The sequence below is a fragment of the Streptomyces sp. NPDC034086 genome (assembly GCF_055575515.1).
Genome location: NZ_JBVISM010000008.1, coordinates 86,186 through 110,635 on the forward strand (window position 1 = coordinate 86,186; position 24,450 = coordinate 110,635).

The 24,450-nt window shown below is 72.5% G+C and carries 24 protein-coding genes; 14 read left to right on the forward strand and 10 right to left on the reverse strand.

What is annotated here, in order from left to right; genetic code table 11:
* Positions 1-36 precede the first annotated feature (36 nt).
* Positions 37-1,824: a DEAD/DEAH box helicase gene (locus ACZ514_RS19665; protein ID WP_468171766.1), complete on the forward strand. Its 1,788-nt coding sequence runs from the start codon at positions 37-39 to the stop codon at positions 1,822-1,824.
* A gap of 76 nt (positions 1,825-1,900) precedes the next feature.
* On the opposite strand, the gene ACZ514_RS19670 is transcribed toward ACZ514_RS19665, so the two are convergent.
* Entirely contained in the window at positions 1,901-2,953 is a 1,053-nt protein-coding gene (locus ACZ514_RS19670) for a hypothetical protein (protein WP_468171769.1), read from the reverse strand.
* A gap of 369 nt (positions 2,954-3,322) precedes the next feature.
* Between ACZ514_RS19670 and ACZ514_RS19675 the strand changes: the two genes are divergently transcribed.
* Both ACZ514_RS19675 and ACZ514_RS19680 read left to right on the forward strand, forming a co-directional pair.
* A complete protein-coding gene (locus ACZ514_RS19675) occupies positions 3,323-3,964 on the forward strand; it encodes an IclR family transcriptional regulator (protein WP_007264382.1) in 642 nt (213 codons plus the stop codon).
* Between the two features lie 55 nt (positions 3,965-4,019).
* The gene (locus ACZ514_RS19680; RefSeq protein ID WP_468171772.1) at positions 4,020-4,817 is read left to right on the forward strand and encodes a S16 family serine protease; all 798 of its coding nucleotides are present in this window, start codon (positions 4,020-4,022) and stop codon (positions 4,815-4,817) included.
* Here ACZ514_RS19680 and ACZ514_RS19685 read toward each other — a convergent pair.
* From ACZ514_RS19685 to ACZ514_RS19700, 4 genes are all read right to left on the reverse strand, one after another.
* Entirely contained in the window at positions 4,747-6,042 is a 1,296-nt protein-coding gene (locus tag ACZ514_RS19685; protein WP_469125252.1) for an MFS transporter, read from the reverse strand. The genes ACZ514_RS19680 and ACZ514_RS19685 overlap by 71 nt on opposite strands.
* A complete protein-coding gene (locus tag ACZ514_RS19690) occupies positions 6,039-6,272 on the reverse strand; it encodes a hypothetical protein (protein WP_468171778.1) in 234 nt (77 codons plus the stop codon). The genes ACZ514_RS19685 and ACZ514_RS19690 overlap by 4 nt, the downstream gene beginning before the upstream one ends.
* Positions 6,273-6,358: 86 nt before the next feature.
* Positions 6,359-7,006 (reverse strand): helix-turn-helix domain-containing protein, encoded by a 648-nt coding sequence (locus ACZ514_RS19695; protein ID WP_469125253.1) that lies wholly within the window; start codon positions 7,004-7,006, stop codon positions 6,359-6,361.
* 79 nt (positions 7,007-7,085) lie between these two features.
* Positions 7,086-7,556, reverse strand: a complete 471-nt coding sequence (locus ACZ514_RS19700) for an Lrp/AsnC family transcriptional regulator (protein WP_125816769.1) — start codon at positions 7,554-7,556, stop codon at positions 7,086-7,088.
* Between the two features lie 129 nt (positions 7,557-7,685).
* Between ACZ514_RS19700 and hppD the strand changes: the two genes are divergently transcribed.
* Positions 7,686-8,831, forward strand: a complete 1,146-nt coding sequence (gene hppD / locus ACZ514_RS19705; protein ID WP_468171784.1) for a 4-hydroxyphenylpyruvate dioxygenase — start codon at positions 7,686-7,688, stop codon at positions 8,829-8,831.
* A 187-nt stretch (positions 8,832-9,018) separates the two neighbouring features.
* Here the strand turns inward: hppD and ACZ514_RS19710 are convergent, their stop codons facing one another.
* Entirely contained in the window at positions 9,019-10,533 is a 1,515-nt protein-coding gene (locus tag ACZ514_RS19710) for a tetratricopeptide repeat protein (RefSeq protein WP_469125254.1), read from the reverse strand.
* A 96-nt stretch (positions 10,534-10,629) separates the two neighbouring features.
* Here ACZ514_RS19710 and ACZ514_RS19715 point away from each other — a divergent pair, with 96 nt between their 5' ends.
* The gene (locus ACZ514_RS19715; RefSeq protein WP_469125255.1) at positions 10,630-12,051 is read left to right on the forward strand and encodes an FAD-binding oxidoreductase; all 1,422 of its coding nucleotides are present in this window, start codon (positions 10,630-10,632) and stop codon (positions 12,049-12,051) included.
* 32 nt (positions 12,052-12,083) lie between these two features.
* Here ACZ514_RS19715 and ACZ514_RS19720 read toward each other — a convergent pair whose 3' ends face one another.
* Entirely contained in the window at positions 12,084-12,566 is a 483-nt protein-coding gene (locus tag ACZ514_RS19720) for an SsgA family sporulation/cell division regulator (protein WP_468171795.1), read from the reverse strand.
* Between the two features lie 288 nt (positions 12,567-12,854).
* Here ACZ514_RS19720 and ACZ514_RS19725 point away from each other — a divergent pair, with 288 nt between their 5' ends.
* Together ACZ514_RS19725 and ACZ514_RS19730 are read left to right on the forward strand one after the other, a co-directional pair.
* Positions 12,855-14,282 carry an RDD family protein gene (locus tag ACZ514_RS19725; RefSeq protein WP_469125256.1) on the forward strand — a complete coding sequence of 476 codons (1,428 nt, stop codon included), beginning with the start codon at positions 12,855-12,857 and terminating at the stop codon, positions 14,280-14,282.
* A gap of 86 nt (positions 14,283-14,368) precedes the next feature.
* Positions 14,369-15,094, forward strand: a complete 726-nt coding sequence (locus ACZ514_RS19730; protein WP_469125257.1) for an RDD family protein — start codon at positions 14,369-14,371, stop codon at positions 15,092-15,094.
* Between the two features lie 69 nt (positions 15,095-15,163).
* Here the strand turns inward: ACZ514_RS19730 and ACZ514_RS19735 are convergent, their stop codons facing one another.
* Positions 15,164-15,490 (reverse strand): hypothetical protein, encoded by a 327-nt coding sequence (locus tag ACZ514_RS19735; protein ID WP_469125258.1) that lies wholly within the window; start codon positions 15,488-15,490, stop codon positions 15,164-15,166.
* Between the two features lie 463 nt (positions 15,491-15,953).
* Between ACZ514_RS19735 and ACZ514_RS19740 the strand changes: the two genes are divergently transcribed.
* Complete coding sequence (locus ACZ514_RS19740; RefSeq protein ID WP_469125326.1) at positions 15,954-18,308, forward strand: immune inhibitor A domain-containing protein; 2,355 nt, start codon at positions 15,954-15,956, stop codon at positions 18,306-18,308.
* 70 nt (positions 18,309-18,378) lie between these two features.
* Entirely contained in the window at positions 18,379-18,735 is a 357-nt protein-coding gene (locus tag ACZ514_RS19745; protein WP_469125259.1) for a hypothetical protein, read from the forward strand.
* A 25-nt stretch (positions 18,736-18,760) separates the two neighbouring features.
* Here the strand turns inward: ACZ514_RS19745 and ACZ514_RS19750 are convergent, their stop codons facing one another.
* Both ACZ514_RS19750 and ACZ514_RS19755 read right to left on the reverse strand, forming a co-directional pair.
* Positions 18,761-19,354, reverse strand: coding sequence for a nicotinamidase (locus tag ACZ514_RS19750; RefSeq protein ID WP_468171807.1), 594 nt, complete (start codon positions 19,352-19,354; stop codon positions 18,761-18,763).
* A 181-nt stretch (positions 19,355-19,535) separates the two neighbouring features.
* Positions 19,536-20,867, reverse strand: a complete 1,332-nt coding sequence (locus tag ACZ514_RS19755; protein ID WP_468171810.1) for a nicotinate phosphoribosyltransferase — start codon at positions 20,865-20,867, stop codon at positions 19,536-19,538.
* An 81-nt stretch (positions 20,868-20,948) separates the two neighbouring features.
* On the opposite strand from ACZ514_RS19755, the gene clpS reads away from it, so the two are divergent.
* The 5 genes from clpS to ACZ514_RS19780 all read left to right on the forward strand — a co-directional run bounded on the left by clpS (position 20,949) and on the right by ACZ514_RS19780 (position 24,412).
* Entirely contained in the window at positions 20,949-21,263 is a 315-nt protein-coding gene (gene clpS / locus ACZ514_RS19760; protein WP_388940960.1) for an ATP-dependent Clp protease adapter ClpS, read from the forward strand.
* The gene (locus tag ACZ514_RS19765; protein ID WP_469125260.1) at positions 21,263-21,865 is read left to right on the forward strand and encodes a DUF2017 domain-containing protein; all 603 of its coding nucleotides are present in this window, start codon (positions 21,263-21,265) and stop codon (positions 21,863-21,865) included. Before clpS ends, ACZ514_RS19765 begins: the two co-directional genes overlap by 1 nt.
* A gap of 350 nt (positions 21,866-22,215) precedes the next feature.
* On the forward strand, positions 22,216-23,661 hold the full coding sequence (locus ACZ514_RS19770) for an amino acid permease (RefSeq protein WP_468699645.1): 1,446 nt from the start codon (positions 22,216-22,218) through the stop codon (positions 23,659-23,661).
* Positions 23,662-23,804: 143 nt separating this feature from the next.
* A complete protein-coding gene (locus ACZ514_RS19775; protein ID WP_388940968.1) occupies positions 23,805-24,227 on the forward strand; it encodes a M67 family metallopeptidase in 423 nt (140 codons plus the stop codon).
* A gap of 77 nt (positions 24,228-24,304) precedes the next feature.
* Positions 24,305-24,412, forward strand: a complete 108-nt coding sequence (locus ACZ514_RS19780) for a putative leader peptide (protein WP_311736929.1) — start codon at positions 24,305-24,307, stop codon at positions 24,410-24,412.
* Positions 24,413-24,450 lie beyond the last annotated feature (38 nt).

Genomic DNA, 24,450 nt, shown 5'->3' on the forward strand with positions numbered 1-24,450 from the left:
ACTGCCACGACCGCCGAGAGCAACGAACCGGAGACCGTGACTACTACCGCCTCCCACCACCTCTCACCCGCCTTCCCCGGCCGTGCCCCGTGGGGTACCGCCAGCAAGCTGCGAGCCTGGCAGCAGGGAGCGCTGGACAAGTACATCCAGACCCAGCCGCGGGACTTCCTCGCGGTCGCCACCCCCGGCGCCGGCAAGACGACCTTCGCGCTCACCCTGGCCTCCTGGCTGCTGCACCACCACGTGGTCCAGCAGGTGACCGTCGTCGCGCCGACCGAGCACCTGAAGAAGCAGTGGGCCGAAGCGGCCGCCCGGATAGGCATCCGGCTCGACCCGGAGTACTCGGCCGGGCCGCTGAGCAAGGACTACCACGGGGTCGCCGTCACCTACGCGGGCGTCGGCGTGCGCCCGATGCTGCACCGCAACCGGTGCGAGCAGCGCAAGACCCTGGTGATCCTGGACGAGATCCACCACGCGGGCGACTCGAAGTCCTGGGGCGAGGCCTGCCTGGAGGCCTTCGACCCGGCGACCCGGCGCCTGGCGCTGACCGGTACGCCCTTCCGGTCCGACACCAACCCGATCCCCTTCGTCACGTACGAGGAGGGCAACGACGGGATCCGGCGGTCCTCCGCCGACTACACCTACGGTTACGGCAACGCCCTCGGCGACGGCGTCGTCCGGCCCGTGATCTTCCTGTCCTACAGCGGCAACATGCGCTGGCGCACCAAGGCGGGCGACGAGATCGAGGCCCGCCTCGGCGAGCCGATGACCAAGGACGCCATCTCGCAGGCCTGGCGCACGGCGCTGGACCCGCGCGGCGACTGGATGCCCAACGTGCTGCGCGCCGCCGACCAGCGGCTGACGGAGGTCCGCAAGGGCATCCCGGACGCGGGCGGTCTCGTCATCGCCGCCGATCAGGACGCGGCACGCGCGTACGCGAAGCTGCTCCGGGAGATCACCGGGACCAGGCCGACCGTCGTGCTCTCCGACGACACCGGTGCCTCGAAGAACATCGACACGTTCAGCGCGAGCGACGACCGCTGGATGGTCGCGGTCCGCATGGTGTCCGAGGGCGTCGACGTACCGCGCCTCGCGGTGGGCGTGTACGCGACGACGATCTCGACCCCGCTGTTCTTCGCGCAGGCGGTCGGCCGTTTCGTACGGTCGCGCAGGCGCGGTGAGACGGCCTCCGTGTTCCTTCCGACGATCCCCTACCTCCTCGGCTTCGCGAGCGAGATGGAGGTCGAGCGCGATCACGTCCTCGACCGGCCGAAGAAGGCGGGAGAGGACGAGGACCCGTACGCGCAGTCCGAGAAGGAGATGGAGGAGGCGAACCGGCAGGAGGACGAGGACACCGGCGAGGACGAGCAGATGTCCTTCGAGGCGCTGGAGTCCGACGCCGTCTTCGACCGGGTGCTGTACGACGGCGCCGAGTTCGGCATGCAGGCGCACCCGGGCAGCGAGGAGGAGCAGGACTACCTCGGCATCCCGGGGCTGCTGGAGCCGGACCAGGTGCAGCTGCTGCTGCAGAAGCGGCAGTCGCGGCAGATCGCGCACAGCCGGCGCCGGCCGGACGCGGAGGCGGACCTGCTGGAGCTGCCGGCCGAGCGGCGGCCGGTGGTCTCGCACAAGGAGCTGCTGGAGCTGCGGAAGTCGCTGAACACGATGGTGGGCGCGTACGTCCACCAGAGCGGCAAGCCGCACGGGGTGATCCACACGGAGCTGCGCCGGGTGTGCGGCGGGCCGCCGAGCGCGGAGGCGACGGCGGGGCAGCTGAAGGAGCGGATCAAGAAGGTGCAGGAGTGGGCGACGCGGATGCGGTGAGCCGCTCCTGAGCACGCGGAACGCGGAACGGGGTCCGCGCGCTGATGCGCGCGGACCCCGTTCGGTGTGCTGCGGGTCAGGCGGAGACGCGGCGGCGACGGCCGGTGCCGGCGACCAGGGCCGCACCCATGGCGAGCGCCACACCGCCGGCGCCGAGCGCCCAGCTGGTGGCGGCGTCGGCACCGGTCTCGGCGAGCTCGCCGCCGGTCTGGGTGCCGCCGGTGTTGCCGGAGCCGGTGTTGGTGTCGACGATCGGCGTGGTGCTGGTGCCGCCGTTCGGCTTGGTGCCGGTGTTGCCGCCACCGGTGTTGCCGCCGGTGTTGCCGCCGCCCTGGTTGGCGGGGGCCTTCAGCGTCGAGCGCGCGATGTGCGACTCGGAGAAGGACTCGTCACCCTCGGTGTTGCTCCAGCCGACGGTGGCGATGGCGAACTCGGTCGCCGGGGCGTCCTTGGAGAACTTCAGGCGGAGCTTGATGTCGAACTCGTCGCCCTTCTCGATCGAGCCGCGACCGAAGTCGAGGGCGAAGGCGTCTTCCTCGCCCTCCGCCTCGACCGGGTACCAGTGCCACTTGCCGTCCTCGTCCGGCAGGTACACCTCCATGGAGATGTAGCCGTCCTTGAACGTGGTGGTACGGGTCAGCAGGTTGAGACCGAGGGAGTAGTCCTCGTGGTCGTCGCCGCCCTTGTTGTCCACGTGGACCGTGAACTCCTGCCAGGTGCCACCGGGGGTGAAGGTGGACGGGAGGCCCTTGACGGTGACCTTCGGGCCGGTCGCCTGCCACTCCTCGTCACCGGACTCGTCCTGGACGGTCTCGGTGGCGGCGGGCTTCTCGGCGGCGGGCTTGGCCGGGGCCGGGGCGGGAGCCGGGGTCTCGGCGGCCGGGGCCTGCGGGGCGGGCTTGGCGGCGGGCGTCTCGGCGGCCGGGGTCTCGACCGCCGGGGTCTCGACGGCCGGCTTGGCGTCAGCGGCCGGGGTCTCGGCGGCGGGCGCCGCGTCGTCCTTCGGGGCCGCGTCCGGCGTGGTGACGGCCGTGTTCTGTGCCTCGTCCGCCATCGCGGGCGTGGCCATGAGGACCGTCGGGCCCACCACGGCGGCAGCGGCCACGATGGCCATGCGCTTCAGCTTCACTGTTGCTTCTCTCCCCTGATAAGCGTTCGAGGCATGCGTTGCCCGCTCCCCCCAACATCATTTTTGAACACGATCAGAGTAAGGCCCGTGTAAACCGGTTTTCGGTCGATCGACATTACGAATCGATACAGTCGCGCGAAGAAAACGGCTTAAACCGGCAGTAGGCGACCGGATTCTGGACGAGGCCTTTCGCTCAGCGGACTCGCTCGCTACTGTCCCCGCATCGAACGCCCCGTGGCAGCGCCGCCGCGGGAGCGCAGCCGGTGCCATGGCCGCTACCGGCGGCCTCTCCATGCGTCGCCGTGGGACCGGCAGCGCTGCACCGCATGAGAGTCACCGCCGCCCACCTAAAACAGAGGGAGAGGCGTCGTGACCGCGGAAACCTCCCAGACTCTCGACCGAGGGCTCAGGGTCCTCAAGCTGCTCGCCGACACCGACCACGGTCTGACCGTCACCGAGCTCTCCAACCGCCTCGGTGTCAACCGCACGGTGGTCTACCGTCTGCTCGCCACGCTCGAGCAGCACGCCCTGGTCCGCCGTGACCTCGGCGGCCGGGCCCGCGTCGGGCTCGGCGTGCTGCGCCTGGGCCGGCAGGTCCACCCGCTGGTGCGCGAGGCGGCCCTGCCCGCCCTGCGCTCGCTCGCCGAGGACATAGGGGCCACCGCGCACCTGACCCTCGTCGACGGCACCGAGGCGCTCGCCGTGGCCGTCGTCGAGCCCACCTGGACCGACTACCACGTCGCCTACCGGGCCGGCTTCCGCCACCCGCTGGACCGCGGCGCGGCCGGCCGGGCCATCCTGGCCGCCCGCCAGGGGTCGCTGATCGAGCCCGGCTACACCCTCACCCACGGGGAGCTGGAGGCGGGCGCCAGCGGTGCCGCCGCGCCGCTCGTCGGCATCACCGGGCTGGAGGGCAGCGTCGGCGTCGTGATGCTGGCCGACGCCGTGCCGGAGCGGGTCGGGCCCCGCGTGGTCGACGCGGCCCGTGAGGTCGCCGACGCCCTGCGCTGATCGGCGCGGACACGGGCGGCGCGGTCCGGGCGGTCCGGGTCGGTAGATTGACCGGGTGCTCTCACGCCTCACACGTCTGCCGCGTCCCGCCGCCCTGGCCGTCTGCGCCGCGCCCGTCCTCGGGCTGTTCGCCCTCGCGGCCCTCGCGCCGCTGCCCTTCGTGGTGGCCGTGCCCGGCCCCACGGCCGACGTGCTGGGCACCGACCAGGGCAAGCCGGTGATCACCGTCACCGGCGCCCCGGTGCGGGAGACCAGGGGTCAGCTCCGGATGACCACCATCCGGGCCACCGGCCCCTCCTCGACGGTGAGGCTGCCCGAGCTGATCGACCACTGGTTCAAGGGCGACGAGGCGGTCATGCCCAGGGAGTCCGTCTATCCCTCGGGAGGGAGCGACCGGCAGATCGAGGAGCACAACCGGGAGGAAATGGCACAGTCGCAGTCGGCCGCCGTGACCGCCGCCCTCGGCTACCTCCGCAAGGACCCCGAGGACGTCAAGGTCCGGCTCGACCTCGCCGACGTCGGCGGCCCCAGCGCCGGGCTCCTCTTCACCCTCGGCATCGTCGACAAGCTCGTCGGCGACGGCAGCGGCGGCGACCTCACCGGAGGCCGCAGCATCGCCGGGACGGGAACCATCAGCGCCGACGGCACGGTCGGCGCCGTCGGCGGAGTGGGCCTGAAGACGCAGGCCGCGCGGCGCGACGGGGCGACCGTCTTCCTCGTGCCGAAGGCCGAGTGCTCCGACGCGAAGTCCGAACTCCCCGACGGGCTCCGGCTGATCCCCGTCACTTCCCTGACGGACGCGGTGAACTCGCTGCGGGCGCTGAACCGGAGTGAGAACGTGCCGTCCTGCTGACGGACGGCTTCGCGTTCAGCCCGCGCCAGGCGGGGAAGAGCAGCGGGCTGACGGTCGCCAGGAGGTAGACGGCGGCGAACAGCAGCAGGGCCTTCGTCACCCCGAAGCCGTCGACCAGCAGGCCCGCCGCGAGACCGCCCATCGGCATGGCCAGCTCGCTGCCCGCCATGCTCACGCTGGAGACCCGGCTGCGCAGGTCCTCCGGTACGAGCTCGGACACGACGGTGGTCAGGATCGGGTTGAGTACGCCCGCGCCCAGGCCGGCCAGGGCCATGGTGACCGCGAGGGGCAGTGGGGTGTCGGTGACGGCGGCGACCACGTAGCGGACGGCCCCGGAGACGAGGAAGGCTCCCGCGAAGACGGCCCTGCGGGGGAAGCGTTCGCCCCAGGCGCCGTACAGGAGGGCGCCCAGCAGGGCGAAGCCGCCGAAGAGGGAGACCATCAGGCCGAGCGTGGTGGCGCCGCCGAGGTCCTCGCGGCCGTGGACCGGCAGCAGGACGGAGGACCAGCCCTGGTCCAGCCCGTTGGTCGTCATCACCATGAGGGTGATGCCCATCAGGAGCCGTGAGCGGACCAGGAACCGCCAGCCCTCGGCGAGCTCGGCGCGGTAGGCGGCGAAGGAGGGTCTCTCCGGGGTGCGCCGGGGTTCCGCGGCCGCGACGCCCCGCAGGAAGGCGGAGACGAGCAGGGCGGACGCGGCGAAGGTGGCCGCGTCCACGAGGAGGACGGTCTCGGCCCCGAACACCGAGATCAGTACGCCCGCCACCGCGGCGCCGATCATCCGGGCCCCGCGCGAGACGGCGTCGTAGGCGCTCGCGGCCCGGGCGATGGTGGTGCCCGCGTGCTCGGCCAGGCTGGGCAGCAGGACGTAGCGGGCGGTCAGGCCGGGGGTGTGCACGAGGCCGCCGACGGCCATCAGCGCGCACAGCATCCAGAAGTCGAGCAGGCCCGCGGAGTGGAGGAGGGGGATCGCGCCGACCGACACGGCGCAGATCAGGTCGGAGGCGGCGGAGACCCGGCGGCGGCCGATCCGGTCGATGACCGGGCCTCCGACGAGTGCGGCGATCACCACGGGCAGGGTGGCGCAGAAGGCGACGACGCCGGCCCGCCCGGCGCTGCCCGTGGTCTGGAGCACGAACCACGGGACGCCGATCAGGGTCAGGGAACTCCCCGCTATGGAGATCGTGTTGGCCGCCAGGACCGCCGCGAAGGGCCGCCGGCTCACGCGGTGTGCTGCCGGACGCGGTGGTGGACGTGGGCCGGCTGCATCAGGCGTATGCCGGCGGCGACCAGGGCCTCGCCGAGGCGGTTGCGCAGGGCGGGCAGCGAGGGCAGGGCGGGCAGGACGGGGGAGGGGGCGGGAGCGGCCTCCCGGGCGAGGCGCCAGGCGGCGGCCTCGGCGGCGAGGGCGGTGGTGCGGGCGGCGTGGATCCGGGCGTGGGTGAAGGCGTGCATGGCAGGACTCCTTCTGCGGATGCGGCGGAACGACGGGGAAGGGAGGAAGGGATGCGGGGGAGGAAGGGATGCGGGGGAGGGAGGGGCTAGTCGGTGGCGCGGCGGGGGAAGGCGTGGGTGTGGATGCGGACCGTTTCCACCTCCTCCGCGTCCCCGGCGGGCGGCAGGTCCCGGTAGCTGTTGATCAGGTCGTGGAGCTTGTGGACCAGTTCGTGGGTCTGCCCGGGGGTCAGGCGGAGGGTGAAGTCGCTCAGGTCGCTGGAACCGCGCCACGCCGGTGACCAGTCGACCGACTCGCCGAGCCATGAGGTCAGCTCCTGCGTGTGGATCTTCATGATCTCGGCCAGGAAGACCTCGGCCGCCCCGCGCGTCTCGGGGTTGTCGTCGAGGACCAGCGAGTCGTCGAGGCGCGTGCCGTCATGCGCGGCCTTCCACCAGCGCTCACGCCCCTTGCCGCGCTCGGGCGCCTCCTCGATGAAGCCGTGCGCGGCGAGCTGGCGCAGGTGGTAGCTGGTGGCCCCGCTGGACTCTCCGAGCCGCTCCGCCAGCTGCGAGGCGGTGGCCGGGCCGCTCATGCGCAGGGCGCGGAGCAGCCGCATGCGCAGGGGGTGGGCGAGGCCGCGCAGGGAGCGGGAGTCCAGCGTCCGGACCTTGGGCTCCGGGGGCCCGGGCGGGGTGCCGGGACCGCTTTCCGGTTCGGGACGGGGGTCGGGTGCGGCGTTCTTTTCGGGCATGCCTCCAGCGTAGAGTTGCAAAGACTCCTGTGCAAGGGTTTCTTTGCAACCACTTCTTTGGAACTCGGCCGTCAGAGGGTCAGCCGTCCGCCGCCGCCTGCTCCACCAGCGGGATGATCCGCAACGGGACCGGGTTCTCCATGACGATCGCCGTGGACGCGCGGACGATCCCCTCGAAGCCCACCACCCGGTCGATCACCCGCTGGAGGTCGGCGTTGGACCGGGCCACGAGCCGGCACAGCATGTCGCCGTGCCCCGTCGTCGTGTGCAGCTCCAGCACCTCGGGGACGCCCGACAGGTGGGCCCGTACGTCGGCCCCCTGCCCCTGCTTGATCTCCAGCGTGGCGAAGGCGGTCACCGGATACCCCAGCGCGGTCGGGTCCACCTGCGGCCCGAAGCCGCGGATCACCCCGTTGGACTGGAGCCGGTCCAGACGCGCCTGCACCGTGCCGCGCGCCACGCCGAGCCGGCGCGACGCCTCCAGCACCCCGATCCTGGGCTCGCGCGCCAGCAGGACGATGAGACGGCCGTCGAGCTCGTCGATACCCATGGGAACCCTTCCTTGACCGGCTGGGCATACTGCACAGATCCTGCAGTCATGCTGGGGCTCCACTGGGCAATCTGTACAGCAGAAAAGGAAACTATTGCGCAGCTTGTGGAAGGGCGGGAATCTGCGCCTATGACTGAGACCCTGGACACCACCCCGCAGACCGCGCGTGAGGCAGACCCCTTCCCGGTGAAGGGCATGGACGCGGTCGTCTTCGCCGTCGGCAACGCCAAGCAGGCCGCGCACTACTACTCCACCGCCTTCGGCATGAAGCTCGTGGCCTACTCCGGACCGGAGAACGGCAGCCGCGAGACCGCCAGCTACGTCCTGACCAACGGCTCCGCGCGGTTCGTCCTGACCTCGGTCATCAAGGCGACCACCGACCACGGCCGCTTCCTCGCCGAGCACGTCGCCGAGCACGGTGACGGCGTCATCGACCTCGCCATCGAGGTCCCCGACGCCCGCGCGGCCTACGCGTACGCCGTCGAACAGGGCGCGCGCGGCCTCGACGAGCCGTACGAGGTCAAGGACGAGCACGGCACCGTCGTGCTCGCCTCGATCGCCACGTACGGCCAGACCCGCCACACCCTCGTCGAGCGCGTCGACTACACCGGCCCCTACCTGCCGGGCTACGTGGCCGTGGAGCCGATGGTGGCCCCGCCCGCCAAGCGGACCTTCCAGGCGATCGACCACTGCGTCGGCAACGTCGAGCTGGGCCGCATGAACGAGTGGGTCTCGTTCTACAACAAGGTCATGGGCTTCACGAACATGAAGGAGTTCGTGGGCGACGACATCGCGACCGAGTACTCGGCGCTGATGTCGAAGGTGGTCGCTGACGGCACCAAGAAGGTGAAGTTCCCCATCAACGAGCCGGCGATCGCGAAGAAGAAGTCGCAGATCGACGAGTACCTGGAGTTCTACAACGGGCCGGGCGTCCAGCACATCGCGCTCGCCTCGAACGACATCGTCGCGACGGTGCGGAGCATGCGGGCCGCGGGTGTCCAGTTCCTGTCCGTGCCGGACACCTACTACGACACGCTCGGCGAGTGGGTCGGCGACACCCGCGTGCCGATCGACGAGCTGCGCGAGCTGAAGATCCTCGCCGACCGCGACGAGGACGGCTACCTGCTGCAGATCTTCACCAAGCCGGTCCAGGACCGCCCGACGGTGTTCTTCGAGATCATCGAGCGCCACGGGTCCATGGGCTTCGGCAAGGGCAACTTCAAGGCGCTGTTCGAGGCGATCGAGCGGGAGCAGGAGAAGCGCGGCAACCTGTAGGCCGCGCGGCCCCGGCGGAGTCGCTCCGCCGGGGGCCGGTGACCCGGTGCGCCATGAGGGCGGGGCGGGGGTGGCGCTGCGCGCGCCGCTCCCGCCCCGCCCTCCGCCCTTCCCCGCCCTCCGCCCTTCCCCGGGCCTCACCCCGGACCGCCCGTTCCCCGGGCCCGCCCCGCCCCGCCCGCCCGGCTCAGGCGGTGACCGGCCTGGGCTTGGGCCCGGCCGTCGCCGGCTTCGCCTTCGCCTTCGGCGGGTTCGGTTCCGGGAGGTCCGGGGCCACCCACGGGGTGCGGGGCTGCATGTTCTCCGGGCCGCCCGCCGGGGGCTCGCCGACGGCCGACAGGGCCTCCTTCGCCAGCGGGCCCCGCAGCGGGGAGAAGACCGGGTTCGTGCGCAGCGCCGTCTGCAGGCTCCGGCGGGCCGCCGCCTCGTCGCCCAGGGCGCGTTCGATCACCGCCCGGTGGTAGGAGAACTCCGCGCTCCGCAGCCCGGGGTCGGTCGCCTTCCTCGCGTACTCCAGGGCCTGCTCGTCCTCGCCGCTCCGGTGCAGCGCCCATCCCAGGGCGTCGGCCACCTGCACGCTCTTGTGCCGGGCCCATTCCGCCGACAGGCGGCGTACCGCCCGGGCCGGGTCGCCGTGGTCCGCCTCGTACAGGCCGAGGACCACCTCCTCGTTGACCCCGTTCGCCCCGCCCGCCGCCGCCAGCGCCGCCAGGGAACGGTACTGCGCCCGCGCCTCCTCCGGCCGCTCCAGCGACTCCAGCAGCTCGCCCAGCTCCAGCGCCAGCCGCGGCACCGGGGTGCGTCCCAGCGCCAGCCGGTAGTCGCGTACGGCCTCCCCGCCCCGCCCCAGCGCCGCCAGCGCCCTGGCCCGGCCGCCGAGCGCCTCGCCCTGCGCCGGGTCGGTGCGCAGCGCGGCCTCGTACTGGCGCAGCGCCTCGCCCGGGTCACCGCGCTCCCATGCCAGCTCCCCGAGCCGGAACAGTACGTACGCCTTCTCCGCCGGGGACTTCGCCTCCCCGCCCGCCGCCTCCAGCGCCACCACCGCGTCCTCGCGCCAGCCCCGGTCCCGGTACACCCGGGCGGCCCTCAGGTGCGCGGCGAAGCCCGGCCGGAGCTCCATCAGCCGGTCCATCGCCCGCTGCGCGGCCTTGTAGTCGCCGAGGCCCGTGTACGCGTCCACGAGGACCGGGTACGCCGTCCAGCGCCGCGGCGCCTGCGCCCGTACCAGCTCGCCCCACTTGCGCGCCGTCCCGAAGTCCCCCCGGGCGCCGGCCAGCGCGCCCATGCCCGTCATCGCGTCGAGGTTGCCCTTCTCGGCGGGGCGGACCTCCAGCGACCGCTTGAGCGCCTTCTCCGCCTTCGGGTACCACCCGGAATCGGCCGTCCGCCGCGCCCGTTCCAGGTACGCCGAGCCGAGCACCGCCCACGAAGCGTCGTCCCCCGGGTGCGCGGCGACCCACTTCTCCCGGTCCGCGACCAGCGCCGTCAGGTCCACCGCCGCCGCCGGCGCACCCATGCCCACCGCCGACGCGGCCCGTTCGCTCGGCCCCGGAGGGCGTGCGTCGTCACCGGTGCGCGCCGGGCGGATCAGCAGGGCCCCGGCGATGAGGACCACCGCTACCGCGGCCGCCACGACCGTCTTGCGGCCGGTGAAGTTCACGGGTGGCGCGGGCTGCTGGGATTGCTCGTCGAAACCGTGCATGCGCTCACTGTGCGTCAATATGAAGAGCGCGCCGAGGTGTCCGAAGCCGGTCGCGGCCGTGTTCACACCGATGGCCCCGGCTGCCACTGTGGCCCCATGGATGACGCTCTCACGGTCCGACTCGGTGAAGGACTCCCGCCCGAGGCGCTGCTGACCGACCCTCAGGTGACCGCCTCCTACGCCCGCGACACGGCAGGCTTCTGCGCCGCCGGCACCCCGGCCGCCGTCGTCCTGCCCCGGACCGTGGAGCAGGTCCGGCACGTCATGCGCACCGCCACCGCCCTACGCGTCCCCGTGGTCCCGCAGGGCGCCCGCACGGGCCTGTCGGGGGCCGCCAACGCCTCCGACGGCTGCATCGTGCTGTCCCTGGTGAAGATGGACCGGATCCTGGAGGTGTCCGCCGTCGACCGGATCGCCGTCGTCGAGCCGGGCGTGGTCAACGCGGTCCTCTCCCGGACCGTCGCAGAACAGGGCCTGTACTACCCGCCCGACCCCTCCAGCTGGGAGCAGTGCACCATCGGCGGCAACATCGGCACCGCGTCCGGCGGGCTGTGCTGCGTGAAGTACGGGGTCACCGCCGAGTACGTGCTCGGCCTCGACGTGGTGCTGGCCGACGGGCGGCTGCTGCGCACGGGACGGCGTACCGCCAAGGGCGTCGCCGGGTACGACCTGACGCGGCTGTTCGTCGGCTCCGAGGGCACGCTCGGCGTGGTGGTCGGGGCCGTCCTCGCACTGCGGCCGGCGCCGCCCCGGCAGCTGGCGCTCGCCGCCGAGTTCCCGTCGGCCGCGGCCGCCTGCGAGGCCGTCTGCGCCGTCATGGAGGCCGGCATGACGCCCTCGCTGCTGGAGCTGATGGACCGGACGACCGTCCGCGCCGTCAACGCCCTCCAGCGCGGGGCCCGCCCCCGTTCGAGCGGGACCGAGAGCTCGGGGGAAGGCCTGCCCGAGAGCACCGAGGCGTTGCTGCTCGCCGCCTTCGACACCCCGGACGCGCCCGCCGCCCTGGAGGCCGTGGGCGGGATCTGCGCCGCCGCCGGGGCGAGCGCCGTCGTACCCGCCGAGGACGAGGCGGAGACCGAACTGCTGCTCGGGGCACGCCGGATGTCCCTCACCGCCCTGGGGGCGCTGCGGCCCGCCACGATGATCGACGACGTGTGCGTCCCGCGGTCGCGGCTCGCCGAGATGATGGACGGGACGGCCGCCATCGCCGCGGAGCACGACCTCCTCATCGGCGTCTGCGCGCACGCGGGCGACGGCAACACCCACCCGGTGGTCTGCTTCGATCCCGCCGACGAGGACGAGACGCGGCGGGCCCGGGAGTCCTTCGACGCGATCATGGCCCTGGGGCTGTCCCTGGGGCTGTCCCTGGGCGGGACCATCACCGGGGAGCACGGCGTCGGAGTGCTGAAGAAGGAGTGGCTGGCACGGGAACTCGGGCCGGTGGGCCTGGAGATGCAGCGTGCCGTCAAGCGGGCCTTCGACCCGCTCGGGCTGCTGAACCCCGGCAAGCTCTTCTGACGGCCCGCCCGTGCGCGGCGGGACGCGGCGGGTCACAGTTCGCCGTCCGCGGGCTCGTCGGAGGGCCACGGGTCGCGCAGCCACAGCTCGTCGGCGGGGGTGGGGGTGAGCAGCGCGGCCAGGGCGTCGTCCAGGCCGAGCCGCTCCGCCTCCGTCCCCGGGGGGACCGTGCGCAGGGTGTGCTCCAGCCAGGCCGACACCGCACCGGCCGGGGCCTCCAGGAGGGCGTCGCCGTCGGGGGAGCTGAGCGCCATGCACAGGACGGACTCGCCGCCGGTCTTCGTGGGCCAGATCCGGACGTCCCCCTGGCCGCACGGGCGGAACACCCCCTCGACGAGCAGCTCGCGGGCGAAGGTCCAGTGGACCGGCATGCTGGAGCCGGAGTGGAAGGTGACGTGCACGGCGTAGGGGTCGTCGGTGAGGTACAGCAGCTTCGCGGGGACGGGGATGCTGCGCTCGGGAGACAGGACCAGCTTCAGTTCCAGTTCGCGCTCGACGACGGGGTGGTGGTGCATGACGGCCTCACTTCGGGCGTTCGCGGGCGGACGCGGGACGGTTCTCGCCCCGCACGAGGAGAGAGCACCCTCGTGCCCGGGTATGACGCGGGTTTCCGTGACGAATGTCAGGTTGGCCGGAATCTGTCGGCTGACCGAAACCGGTCGGCGGGGGCGAGGCCGGGGTGAGGTTCGCCCGAAGGCTTGGAATCTCCCGTTACCGGACCTGCCGGCAGGGGGTTCTTGGCTATGGTCCTCCCCTTGGTCCTCCCCTGCACAAGCCTCGAGCCACGATCGGAGTTGGGGACATTGACGGCCTCCCCTGGTGACGGAGAGCACGCGGCCCGCGAGGGCTACTACCCCGACCCGTCCGTCCCCGGCTACGTCCGGTACTGGAACGGCGCGTCCTGGGTCCCGGGTACGAGCCGTCCCGCCGCTCCCGCCGCCACGCGCGTGGAGGAGACGGGGCCGGTGTTCCTGGACGAGACCGCGATGACGGCGGCCCTGCGGGACCCGCGCCCCGCGGCGAACCGGCAGCCGCCGCCCCCGGTCGTCCGGGAGCCCGCTCCCGAGCCCGACGGCGAACGCGCGGGCACGGTACGGGCCGCCGCGGCGGAGCGGGCCCGGAGCACCGCCCCGGGCGGCGCGGGCCGTGCGGCCGGGGCCGGGTGGCCCGAACCGGAGCTGGACGCGGGGCCCGACGCGCGGCCCGACGCGCAGCCCGACGCGGGGTCCGGGCCGGCGGCGGGACGGGGGCAGGCGGGGTGGCAGGTCGACCCCGTCCACCAGGCGGGCTTCGGCGGTCCCCGCGACGCACGGGTCTCGTGGGGGGACCCGGCGGAGTCCGAGCCCGTCCGGCCCGCCGCCGGGATCTCCCTGGCCCGGCCCGCCGCGGCCGCGGCCGGCGCGCAGCGGCTCCCGGCGCAGGCCGTCGCCGCCGAGAGCGTCGGCATCCTCTCGGCCCGCCCGCCGGCCTGGCCCGACGCCCCGGGCGCCGGTGCCTCGGGCCTCACCTCCAGCTGGCCGGAGGCCCTGCCGGACGCCCCGCACCGGCGGCCGGAGCCGGAACCGGAGCGCCGGGTCCCGGCGACGCGCGGGGCCCCGGCCCCCGCCCGCCCCCGCCCCGCGGCCCCCGCCCCGGAGCCCACGGCCCCCGCGCCCGCGCCCGCGGCCCCCGTCGCGGTGGCCCCCGCCCCGGAGCCCGCCGCCGACGCGCCCGCCCCCGTACGGGAGGACGGCCGGGCCGTCTTCGAGCGGATGGCGGAGCGGGCGGCGCGGCCCGCCGGTCTGGGGCGCCGGGGGGCGGCCCGGACGGCGGACGCCCTCGTGCACGCCGCGGTCGCCGCGGCCGCGGCGCTGCCCCTCGTACCCCGGGTGACGGCCCATCTGGACGCGAAGGTGGAGGCGGCCCGGGCGAGCGGGCGCACCACCACCGTCTACCTGCTCGACGCCACCACCGCCGGGCACCTGGGCCTCGTGCTCGGTGCCGTCCTGCTCTTCGGCGTCCTCTACGAGGTCCTGCCCACCGCCCGTTGGGGCCGTACCCCGGGCAAGAAGCTGTTCGGCGTGCGCGTTCTGGCCACCGCCACCCTGCGCCCGCCCGGCTTCGGCGCGGCCCTGCGCCGCTGGCTCGTGTTCGCGTTGCTGGGGCTGCCGGGCAGCCTGTGGTGCCTGGTGGACCGGCAGCGCCGGCGGGCCTGGCACGACCGGGCGGCCGGGACGTACGTGACCCGCTGAGCGGTCCGGGCGGCGTGCCGGGGGGCCGTGCCCCGGACGGACGCGGCCGCGTTGCGCGGCGGGCGGTGCCGGGTTCGACTCGGGCCATGAGCACCGATCAGCCGCCGCCGGGCCAGCCGCCCGAGGACGACCCGTTCCTCAAGAAGCCCCAGGAACCGACGCCTCCGTCGGGCGGTTCGCCGTACGGTTCACCGCCCCCCGACGGCGGCGGCTACCCGCCGCCCCCGCCCCCCGGCGGATACCCCCCGCCCCCGCCCCCGTACGGCGGCGGCGGCGGACCGGGGGACCCGTACGGCGGAGGAGGCGGCTACGGCATGCCCGATCCGCTCGCGGGGATGCCCCCGCTCGCCGACTTCGGCAAGCGGCTCCTCGCGCGCGTGCTCGACGCGCTGATCATCGCGGTGCCGCTGTTCCTCATCCAGCTGCCCTTCGGCACCAGGCGCTACGTCGTGGACACCGAGGAGGGCGAGGACGTCACCGCCGTCATCTCCAAGTCGTACGGCGGCACGGGTCTGGTGTGGACGCTGATCGCGATCGTCGCGTACGTCGGCTACGACTGGTGGTTCACGCACAAGGGCGGCCGGACCCTGGGCAAGAAGGCGCTGGGCCTGCGCGTCGCGATGCTCAACGACGGCAGCGTGCCCCCGTCCGGCCCGGCGCTCGGCCGCGCGGTGGTGCTCTGGCTGCCGACGCTGGTGTGCTGCTTCTGCCTGTGGCCGCTCGCGCTGATCGTCTCGATGCTCGTGGACAAGCCGTACCGGCAGGGGCTCCACGACAAGGTGGCCAAGACGGTGGTGGTCAGCTCCTCCTGAGCCGGGCGGTACGAGGACGCGCGCGGGCGGCCGGCCCCACCGGGGGCGGCCGCCCGCGCCGGTGTCCCGTCAGTGGTGGACGCGGTGGTCCGCGGCGGCCGTGCGGGGCCCGGGCACCCGGGAGGCGTCCGCCCCCGCCGCCGGCCCGCCGGGCGCGGCCCCCCGTCCCGCGGACGTCACGGCCCCCCGCCCGCCGGTCCGCCGCGCCGCGTGCCGGCCGCGGCGCCGGGGGACCGGGACCGTGAGCGCGACCAGCAGCCCCAGGGCGAGCGCGGCGGCGGAGATGACCGCGACTCCGATCCCGGTGCTCGTCTGCGAGAGCAGCAGCATGGCGATCGTCGACACGACGACGGTGGCGGAGCCGTAGGCGAGCTGTGCGGCAGTCGGACGCGGCATGGCTTCTTCCGTCCTCGAGGCGTGGAGGGGGGAGTCGCCTCAACCGGTCGCGCACGCGTCAAGTGACTCTCCCAGGGCTTGCCCGGACGGAGTGACAGGTAAGCGTGAGCTTACCCACGGTGCCGGGGCACGGAGGGGCGCACGGCGTCGCACGCCTGGTCGCAATACCCGGAATGCCCGGGTCGGGGGGAGGTCTTCGCCCCGGATGGGGCCGTATGGCGACGGAACGTCCGAATAGCGGAACTGGCTGACCGCATAGTGCAGTTGTAAGGAAGAAGTCAAGGTCTGTCTTTTCTTTGGACTCTCCGGTCAAATGTCGTCACTTGAGACGCGCGCCGCGCGGAACCCCCCGCTCCTATGGAGACGTTCCGACCTACGTTGCGGCCGCGGGAGGGGAACGCATCAAGTGACCGGAAACTCCACCAGGCGTCGCGCGCTGCGCGCCGCCGCCGTCGGCGTGACCATGGCCGCCACCGCGGCCTCGGGCGCCTTCTTCACCACGGCCCAGGCCACCACCGCTTGGGGCAGCGCTCCGGCTGTCGACAAGCAGGACCCGAGCTCCCCCGCGAAGGAGCAGGTCGAGCACAACCTCGAAACCCCGTTCAGCAAGCAGAACGCGCAGGCGCGCGAGGCGGCCCTCGACCAGGTGCTGGCCGGCAAGAAGAACGTCGAGCAGCGCGGTGCCTCGAAGGTCGTCAAGCTCGACGACAAGAAGTACGTCGAGCTGGGCCGCGAGAAGACCGACAAGATCTTCACGATCCTCGTGGAGTTCGGCGACCAGGTCGACAGCACGACCATGCACGACCCCGACGGCCCGGAGGGCCCGAAGCCGGCCGAGCCGAAGTACGGCGGCACCCCCGGTCCGCTGCACAACACGATCGCGCAGCCCGACCGCGCGACCAACAACAGCACCGCCTGGCGCAAGGACTTCAGCCGCGAGTACTTCCAGGACCTGTACTTCGGTACGGGCCAGGGCAAGGAGTCGCTGAAGACCTACTACGAGAAGACCTCCTCGGGCCGCTACTCGGTCGAGGGCGAGGTCTCGGACTGGGTCAAGGTCCCGTACAACGAGGCCCGTTACGGCTCGAACTTCTGCGGCCAGTCCAACTGCTCCAACGTGTGGGACACCGTCCGCGACGGCGTCACCGCGTGGACGGAGGCCCAGAAGAAGGCTGGCAAGACCGACGCCCAGATCAAGGCCCAGCTGGCGCAGTACGACCAGTGGGACCGCAACGACTTCGACGGCGACGGCAACTTCAACGAGCCCGACGGCTACATCGACCACTTCCAGATCGTCCACGCGGGCGAGGACGAGTCGGCCGGCGGCGGCGCGCAGGGCAAGACCGCGCTGTGGGCGCACCGCTGGTACGCGTACGGCACGGACGTCGGCAAGACCGGCCCGGAGAACAACAAGGCCGGCGGTACCCAGATCGGTGACACCGGCATCTGGGTCGGCGACTACACGGTGCAGCCGGAGAACGGCGGCCTGGGCGTCTTCGCGCACGAGTACGCCCACGACCTCGGCCTGCCGGACCTGTACGACACCTCCGGCGGCGGCGAGAACTCGGTCGGCTTCTGGTCCCTGATGTCGGCGGGCTCCTGGCTCGGCCAGGGCAAGGACTCCATAGGCGACCTCCCGGGCGACATGACCGCCTGGGACAAGCTCCAGCTGGGCTGGCTGAACTACGACACGGCCAAGGCCGCGACGAAGTCCACCCACAAGCTGGGCGTGGCCGAGTACAACACCAAGGACAAGCAGGCGCTGGTCGTCGAGCTGCCGAAGAAGCAGGTCAAGACCGACATCGTCGCTCCCGCCGAGGGCTCCTCGCAGTGGTGGAGCCAGATGGGTGACGACCTCAAGAACACCCTGACCCGGTCGGTCGACCTGACCGGCAAGAAGTCCGCCGCCCTCTCCCTCAAGGGCTGGTGGGACATCGAGGCCGACTACGACTTCCTCTACACCGAGGTGTCCACGGACGGCGGCGCCACCTGGACCGCCCTGGCCGGCACCGCCGACGGTGCGGCCATCCCGGCCGACGCCTCCGGCAGCCCGTCGCTGACCGGCACCTCCGGCGCCTGGAAGGCGCTGAACTTCCCGCTGGCCGCCTACGCGGGCAAGAAGGTCGACCTCCGCTTCCGCTACCAGACGGACGGCGGCGCGGGCGGCAAGGGCTTCACGGCCGACGCCGTCACCCTGACCGCGGACGGCGCCGCGCTGTTCACCGACGGCGCCGAGAACGGCGACAACGGCTGGACCGGCAAGGGCTTCGAGCGGATCGGCGCGGGCTTCACCAAGGAGTACCCTCAGTACTACATCGCCGAGAACCGCCGCTACGTCTCGTACGACTCCACCCTCAAGGTGGGCCCGTACAACTTCGGCTGGGCCAACACCAAGCCGGGCTGGGTCGAGCACTACCCCTACCAGGACGGTCTGCTGATCTGGCTGTGGGACAAGTCCCAGAAGGACAACAACACCAGCCAGCACCCGGGCCAGGGCCTGATCCTGCCGGTGGACGCCAACGCCAAGCCGATGAAGTGGTCGGACGGCACCCTGCTGCGGAACAAGATCCAGCCGTACGACGCCACGTTCAGCGCGTACTCCACGGACGCGTTCACCCTGCACAAGAACGGCGAGTCGCTCTTCGTCAAGCCGAAGCCCGCGAACATGGTCTTCGACGACCACAAGGGCAAGTACTTCTACGACGAGAACCCGACCGGCTCGGTGAAGGTCGCTGACACCAACACCAAGATCAAGATCGCGAAGGAGACCTATGACGGCCTCCAGATGACGATCGAGGTCGGCCCCGCCGTCAAGTAACCCGGTAAAATCGCAGGTCAAAGCATGATCGGCCGTCGCCCTCTAGCGGGCGGCGGCCGATCGCGTTTAGATGCGTGGGCGACTGTTCTTATTGACGGGGGAGCTGAAGATCATGCCCGGTGGAGGTTTCGTCAGACTGCCAGGCGGCAGCGTGGTGGTCGCGCTCACGCTGCCGTGGCCGCCCTGCGCGGAGGGCGGTCACGACGGGAACGTACGCGTACTGGTGCACGCCGCGAACCGGGCCCGCGCCCTGACCAGGCTGCGGAACCTCGGCATGCGGGCCGTGTACCTGCGGGGCAACGCGCAGCCCCCCACCCCCGACGAGGTCACCGCCGTCCTCCACCACCCCGACGGCCTGCTGTGGCGCGGGGCCCCGGACCGCGCGCAGGAGCTCTGGCACCCGATCCGCGCCCTCCTGGGCGGCTGACCCGGCTCGGGCCGCCCCGGCCGGCTCAGCCGTTCTCGCCGCCGACCAGGGTCACGCCGGCCGCCCGGAGCTCCTCCAGCGCCTTGCCGGTGGTGTGCGGGGCCACGGCGGCCGTCAGGTCCAGCAGGACGCGGGTGGTGAAGCCGGCGCGGGCGGCGTCGAGGGCGGTGGCCTTCACGCAGTGGTCGGTGGCGATGCCGACCACGTCCACCTCGCTCACGTGCCGCTCCCGCAGCCACGCGGCGAGGCCCAGGCCGTTCTCGTCGCTGCCCTCGAAACCGCTGTACGCGGCCTCGTAGGCGCCCTTGTCGAAGACCGCGGCGACCGCCCCGGAGGCGACGGCGGGGGCGAAGTTCGGGTGGAAGCCGACGCCCTCGGTCCCGGCGACGCAGTGCACCGGCCAGGACGTCTCGTAGTCCGGTTCGGCCGGGGGCCGGGCGAAGTGCGACCCCGGGTCGACGTGGTGGTCCCGCGTCGCGACGACGTGCCGGTAGCCGGGCGTGGTCTGCCCGATCAGCTCGGTGATCGCGGCGGCGACGTCGGCCCCGCCGGTGACCGCGAGGCTGCCGCCCTCGCAGAAGTCGTTCTGTACGTCGACGACGATCAGTGCGCGGTGCATGTCGCGTGTCCTTCGGGTCGGTGTGTGTGGTCGTGCGGTGCGGCGGGCCCCGCGGGGGCTCTTGCCCCACCCCGCCCCTTCCCGAAACTGCGGGACCGACCCCCGGGGAACGCCGCGGGGCCGGGCGGGCGCCCCGCTCCGCGCGGCCGCCCCGCCGGGGCCGGGCCGCGCGCGGGCGGCCTCAGTACAGGGTCTCCGTCGGGATCACGGCCTCGCCCCGGGACAGCTGGGTCGCCGAGAGGGGCAGCCCCGCGCGGGCCGCGCGGTGGCGGTCGCGGGCGGCCTCCAGCGGCTCGCGGGCCACCACCTCGCCCCCCTTCACCAGCGGGACCAGCAGCTGCGCGTCGGCCAGCGCGGCCGGGACCGGTCCGGTACCGACGACCTCCGCCTCCGCGACCCCGTCGGAGTCCACCCGGCGCGCCGCCCACTTGCGACCGCCGACGGAGGTCTTGCCGCCCGAGGACTTCTTCGCCACCGGCACCAGCGGCGCCTTCGGGTCGGCCGACGCCGCCCGGGCGACCAGCTTGTAGACCATCGAGCAGGTCGGGTGCCCGCTGCCGGTCACCAGCTGGGTGCCCACCCCGTACGCGTCCACGGGCGCGGCCGCCAGCGAGGCGATGGCGTACTCGTCCAGGTCGGAGGTGACCACGATCCGGGTGTCCGTGGCGCCCAGCTCGTCCAGCTGCTGGCGCACCCGGTGCGCCACCAGCAGCAGGTCGCCCGAGTCGATGCGCACCGCGCCCAGGCCCGTCCCGGCGACGTCCACCGCCGTGCGGACCGCTTCCGCGACGTCGTACGTGTCCACCAGCAGGGTGGTCCCGCTCCCGAGCGAGGTGACCTGCGCGGTGAAGGCGTCCCGCTCGCTGTCGTGCACGAGGGTGAAGGCGTGCGCGCTGGTGCCCACCGTCGGGATCCCGTACCGGAAGCCGGCCGCCAGGTCCGAGGTGGAACCGAAGCCGCCCACGTACGCGGCCCGCGAGGCCGCGACCGCCGCCAGCTCGTGCGTCCGGCGCGCCCCCATCTCGATCAGCGGCCGGTCGCCGGCGGCCGAGGCCATCCGGGAGGCGGCCGCGGCGATGGCGGAGTCGTGGTTGAGGATCGAGAGGATCACCGTCTCCAGCAGGACGCACTCGGCGAAGCTGCCCTCGACCCGCAGGAGCGGCGACCCGGGGAAGTAGACCTCCCCCTCGGGGTAGCCCCAGATGTCACCCGAGAAGCGGTACGAGGCGAGCCAGTCGAGCGTCCGCATGTCGACGACGGCCCGGTCCCGCAGGAACTCCAGCACGGCGCTGTCGAACCGGAAGTTCTCGACGGCGTCCAGGACGCGCCCGGTGCCCGCCACCACCCCGTAGCGGCGCCCCTCGGGCAGCCGCCGGGTGAAGACCTCGAAGACCGAGCGGCGGTCGGCGGTGCCGTTCGCCAGGGCTGCCTGGAGCATCGTCAGCTCGTAGTGATCCGTGAAGAGCGCTGTCGACGGCACGTCCACCGGCAGGCCCAGGTCCGCAGGGTTCATGCCACGGATGCTAGCGCACATTTCGTCAAACTGACGAGATGTGGGGGTCCGTTTGTGCGACCGGCCCGCCACAGTGGCAGCATGGGACGAGTGAGTGTTGCTCCCATTGAGATCGAACGCACCGAATCCGCCGAGGAGACCTTCGCGGTCCCCGAACCGGACGTCCCGTGGGTGACCCTGGTGCACAACGACCCGGTCAACCTCATGAGCTACGTGACGTACGTGTTCCAGGCGTACTTCGGCTACCCCAAGGACAAGGCGACCAGGCTGATGCTCGACGTCCACAACAAGGGCAGGGCGGTCGTCTCGAGCGGCACCCGCGAGGAGATGGAGCGGGACGTGCAGGCCATGCACGGGTACGGGCTCTGGGCGACCCTCTCGCAGGACCGCGGCTGATGGGCGGCGTGTTCGAGCCGCTGAAGGGCGGCGGGGCCGCCGTGGCCCTGGACGAGATCGAGATCTCCATCCTGCGCTCGCTGGCCGTGCAGCTGCTGGAGCTGATCGGCCCCGGAGAGCCGGAGCCCGCCGAGGACGCCGACCCGCTGGCGGCGCTGTTCGCCTCCGACGGCCCCACCGAGCCCCCCTCCGACCCGGCGCTGGCGCGGCTCTTCCCCGACGCCTACGGGGGCCCCGACGGCCCGCGCCCGGGGCAGGACGCCGAGGAGCTGCGGGCCCGCTCGGCGGAGTTCCGCCGCTTCACCGAGAACGACCTGCGCACCCGCAAGCGGGAGGACGCGCTGGCCGTCGTGCGCAGCCTCGACGCCCTCACCCCGGCCGGCGACGGGGCGGCGGTGCTGGAGCTGACCGGCGAGCTGCCGCTGCGCTGGCTCGGCGCGCTCAACGACCTGCGGCTGACCATCGCGGCCCGGCTCGACATCTCCGAGGACGACGAGAGCGCGACGCTCTTCCGGCTCCCGGACGACGACCCGCGCAAGCCGATGGTGATGGCGTACCTCTGGCTGGGCGGGCTCCAGGAGACGCTCATCGAGACCCTCTGACCGCCCGCGGGCGGGCCGGGGGCCCGCGGCCGTACGTCATGGACGCCTTCGCGTTCGCTCAGCGGACGCTCAAATCCGGATAACGATCAGATCACCGCCATGCGGTGATCTGATCCATTTCAGGCCTTATGTCCCGGTATTGCCGTGCCGAAGGCCGCTTCCGCGCCCTTTTCCCACCCGTAAGCCCGTGATAAATCTTCACGACCGCCGACGGGACGCCACCCATGTCCCCCGGCCCGCTTGAACCGGCTGACCGCCGGCGTGCAACTCCATCCGTATCCGGGGGGATCGAGGACCCGATCCGCAGCCGTTCCAGGCGCGGGTCGGCGTGGAGAAAGGCGCACCAAGACATGACCTCTGTGCAGGTCGAGCAGCACGACAGGACGCCCGGCGAGGGCGGTCAGGGCGAGGGCGACGGGGAGGGTTACCACCGGGCGCTCGGAGCCCGCCAGATCCAGATGATCGCGATCGGCGGAGCCATCGGCACCGGCCTGTTCCTCGGGGCGGGCAAGGCGATCTCCAAAGCCGGACCGAGTCTGATCCTGGCCTACGCCATCGCCGGCCTGGTCATCTTCTTCATCATGCGGGCCCTGGGCGAACTGCTCATGTACCGCCCCGTCTCCGGCTCCTTCTCGGACTACGCCCGCGAGTTCCTGGGCCCGTTCTGGGGATACGCGACCGGCTGGACGTACTGGCTGTTCTGGGTGGTCACCGGCATCACCGAGGTCACCGCCGCCGCGAAGTACATGGCGTACTGGACGGACGACAGCTTCCCGCAGTGGGCGTACGCGCTGATCTTCACCGTGATCCTCTACGCCGCCAACCTGATCTCCGTGAAGCTCTTCGGCGAGCTGGAGTTCTGGTTCTCCATGGTCAAGGTCACCGCCATCGTCGGCATGATCCTGATCTGCGCCGGCATCCTCACCATCGGCTTCTCCGACGCCGCCGCCACCGCCTCCGTCTCCAACCTGTGGAGCGACCGCGGCTTCTTCCCCAACGGCATCGGCGAGACGCTGATGACCCTGCAGATCGTGATGTTCGCCTTCCTCGCGGTCGAACTGGTCGGCGTCACCGCCGGCGAGTCCAAGGACCCCGCGAAGACCCTGCCCAAGGCCATCAACACCGTGCCGTGGCGCATCGCCGTCTTCTACGTCGGCGCGCTCATCATGATCATGTCGGTCATCCCGTGGTCGAACTTCAAGGCCGGCGAGAGCCCCTTCGTCCTCGCCTTCGAGAAGATGGGCCTCGGCGTCGGCGCCGCGATCGTCAACTTCGTCGTGCTGACCGCCGCCCTGTCCTCCTGCAACTCGGGCATGTACTCCACCGGCCGCATGCTGCGCGACCTGGCGCTCAACGGCCAGGGCCCGAAGTTCTTCACCAGGCTCACGAAGAACGGCACCCCGCTGGCCGGCACCACCTTCTCCGCCGCCCTCATGCTGGTCGGCGTCTGGATCAACTACGTCGCCCCGGGCAAGGCCTTCGACTACGTCGTCTCCTTCGCCACCATCTCCGGCATGTGGGCCTGGGTCATGATCCTGGTCTGCCAGATCCGCTACCGCGCCAAGGCCGACCGCGGCGAGCTGCCGCAGTCCTCCTTCCGCGCCCCCGGCGCCCCCTGGACCAGCTGGTTCGCCCTGCTCTTCATCGGCATGGTCGTCGTGATGATGGGCGTCGACAAGGACTCCCGCGTCTCGCTCTACTGTGCCCCGCTGTGGGGTCTGCTCCTGGGTGTCTCCTACCTGGTCCTCAAGGCCCGCAACCCGAGCGGAGCCGCCTTCAACAAGGTCACCCGCTGACCCGCGGGACCTGAGCCCCCGGCCGCCCGGCACGGCCGGGACACGACGCCCCGGGCCCTGCGCCCGGGGCGTCGTGTCCACCATTCGGGCCCTCCCGTACCACTCCTCGGTACGGTAGGGCCCGTCTGCTTATCCTGTCGCTCATGCTGACCCTCACCCAGGCCCTGTACGACCAGATCGTCGAGCACGCCCGCAAGGACCACCCGGACGAGGCGTGCGGCGTGGTGGCCGGCCCGGCGGGCACCGGACGCCCCGAGCGGTTCATCCCGATGCTCAACGCGGCCCGCTCGCCCACGTTCTACGAGTTCGACTCCAAGGACCTGCTCAAGCTCTACCGCGAACTGGACGACCGGGACGAGGATCCCGTGATCGTCTACCACTCGCACACCGCCACCGAGGCCTACCCCTCGCGCACGGACGTCACGTACGCGAACGAGCCCGGCGCGCACTACGTCCTGGTCTCCACGGCCGACCAGGACGGCCTCGGCGAGTTCCAGTTCCGCTCCTACCGGATCGTCGACGGCGTCATCACGGAGGAAGAAGTGCAGGTCGTGGCCGCCTACTGACCACCATGTGAGCCTCCGGCGTCCACGATGCGGGATCACACTCCAAACGGGGGACCGGGAATCGTTAACATGACCGCATGGTTTCCCACGACGTGAGCATCGAGACGCCCGGCAGGCTGCTGCTCGTGGCGCGGCTGCACGTCGACCTGTGCCGCCTCGCCAGCGCCATCTGTCCTGCCGCCTGAGCACCCGGCCCCCTCCGCGCGGGGCAGCACGAACGCGC

Coding starts and splice junctions, on each gene's coding strand:
- ACZ514_RS19750 (WP_468171807.1), bottom strand. CDS start 19,354: ATGCACCGCGCACTGATCGTCGTCGACGTACAGAACGACTTCTGCGAG.
- ACZ514_RS19720 (WP_468171795.1), bottom strand. CDS start 12,566: ATGCACCACCACCCCGTCGTCGAGCGCGAACTGGAACTGAAGCTGGTC.
- ACZ514_RS19770 (WP_468699645.1), top strand. CDS start 22,216: ATGACCTCTGTGCAGGTCGAGCAGCACGACAGGACGCCCGGCGAGGGC.
- ACZ514_RS19780 (WP_311736929.1), top strand. CDS start 24,305: ATGGTTTCCCACGACGTGAGCATCGAGACGCCCGGCAGGCTGCTGCTC.
- ACZ514_RS19715 (WP_469125255.1), top strand. CDS start 10,630: ATGGATGACGCTCTCACGGTCCGACTCGGTGAAGGACTCCCGCCCGAG.
- ACZ514_RS19730 (WP_469125257.1), top strand. CDS start 14,369: ATGAGCACCGATCAGCCGCCGCCGGGCCAGCCGCCCGAGGACGACCCG.
- hppD (WP_468171784.1), top strand. CDS start 7,686: ATGACTGAGACCCTGGACACCACCCCGCAGACCGCGCGTGAGGCAGAC.
- ACZ514_RS19700 (WP_125816769.1), bottom strand. CDS start 7,556: ATGGGTATCGACGAGCTCGACGGCCGTCTCATCGTCCTGCTGGCGCGC.
- ACZ514_RS19765 (WP_469125260.1), top strand. CDS start 21,263: ATGGGCGGCGTGTTCGAGCCGCTGAAGGGCGGCGGGGCCGCCGTGGCC.
- ACZ514_RS19735 (WP_469125258.1), bottom strand. CDS start 15,490: ATGCCGCGTCCGACTGCCGCACAGCTCGCCTACGGCTCCGCCACCGTC.
- ACZ514_RS19745 (WP_469125259.1), top strand. CDS start 18,379: ATGCGTGGGCGACTGTTCTTATTGACGGGGGAGCTGAAGATCATGCCC.
- ACZ514_RS19755 (WP_468171810.1), bottom strand. CDS start 20,867: ATGAACCCTGCGGACCTGGGCCTGCCGGTGGACGTGCCGTCGACAGCG.
- ACZ514_RS19710 (WP_469125254.1), bottom strand. CDS start 10,533: ATGCACGGTTTCGACGAGCAATCCCAGCAGCCCGCGCCACCCGTGAAC.
- clpS (WP_388940960.1), top strand. CDS start 20,949: ATGGGACGAGTGAGTGTTGCTCCCATTGAGATCGAACGCACCGAATCC.
- ACZ514_RS19775 (WP_388940968.1), top strand. CDS start 23,805: ATGCTGACCCTCACCCAGGCCCTGTACGACCAGATCGTCGAGCACGCC.
- ACZ514_RS19740 (WP_469125326.1), top strand. CDS start 15,954: ATGGCCGCCACCGCGGCCTCGGGCGCCTTCTTCACCACGGCCCAGGCC.
- ACZ514_RS19690 (WP_468171778.1), bottom strand. CDS start 6,272: ATGCACGCCTTCACCCACGCCCGGATCCACGCCGCCCGCACCACCGCC.
- ACZ514_RS19695 (WP_469125253.1), bottom strand. CDS start 7,006: ATGCCCGAAAAGAACGCCGCACCCGACCCCCGTCCCGAACCGGAAAGC.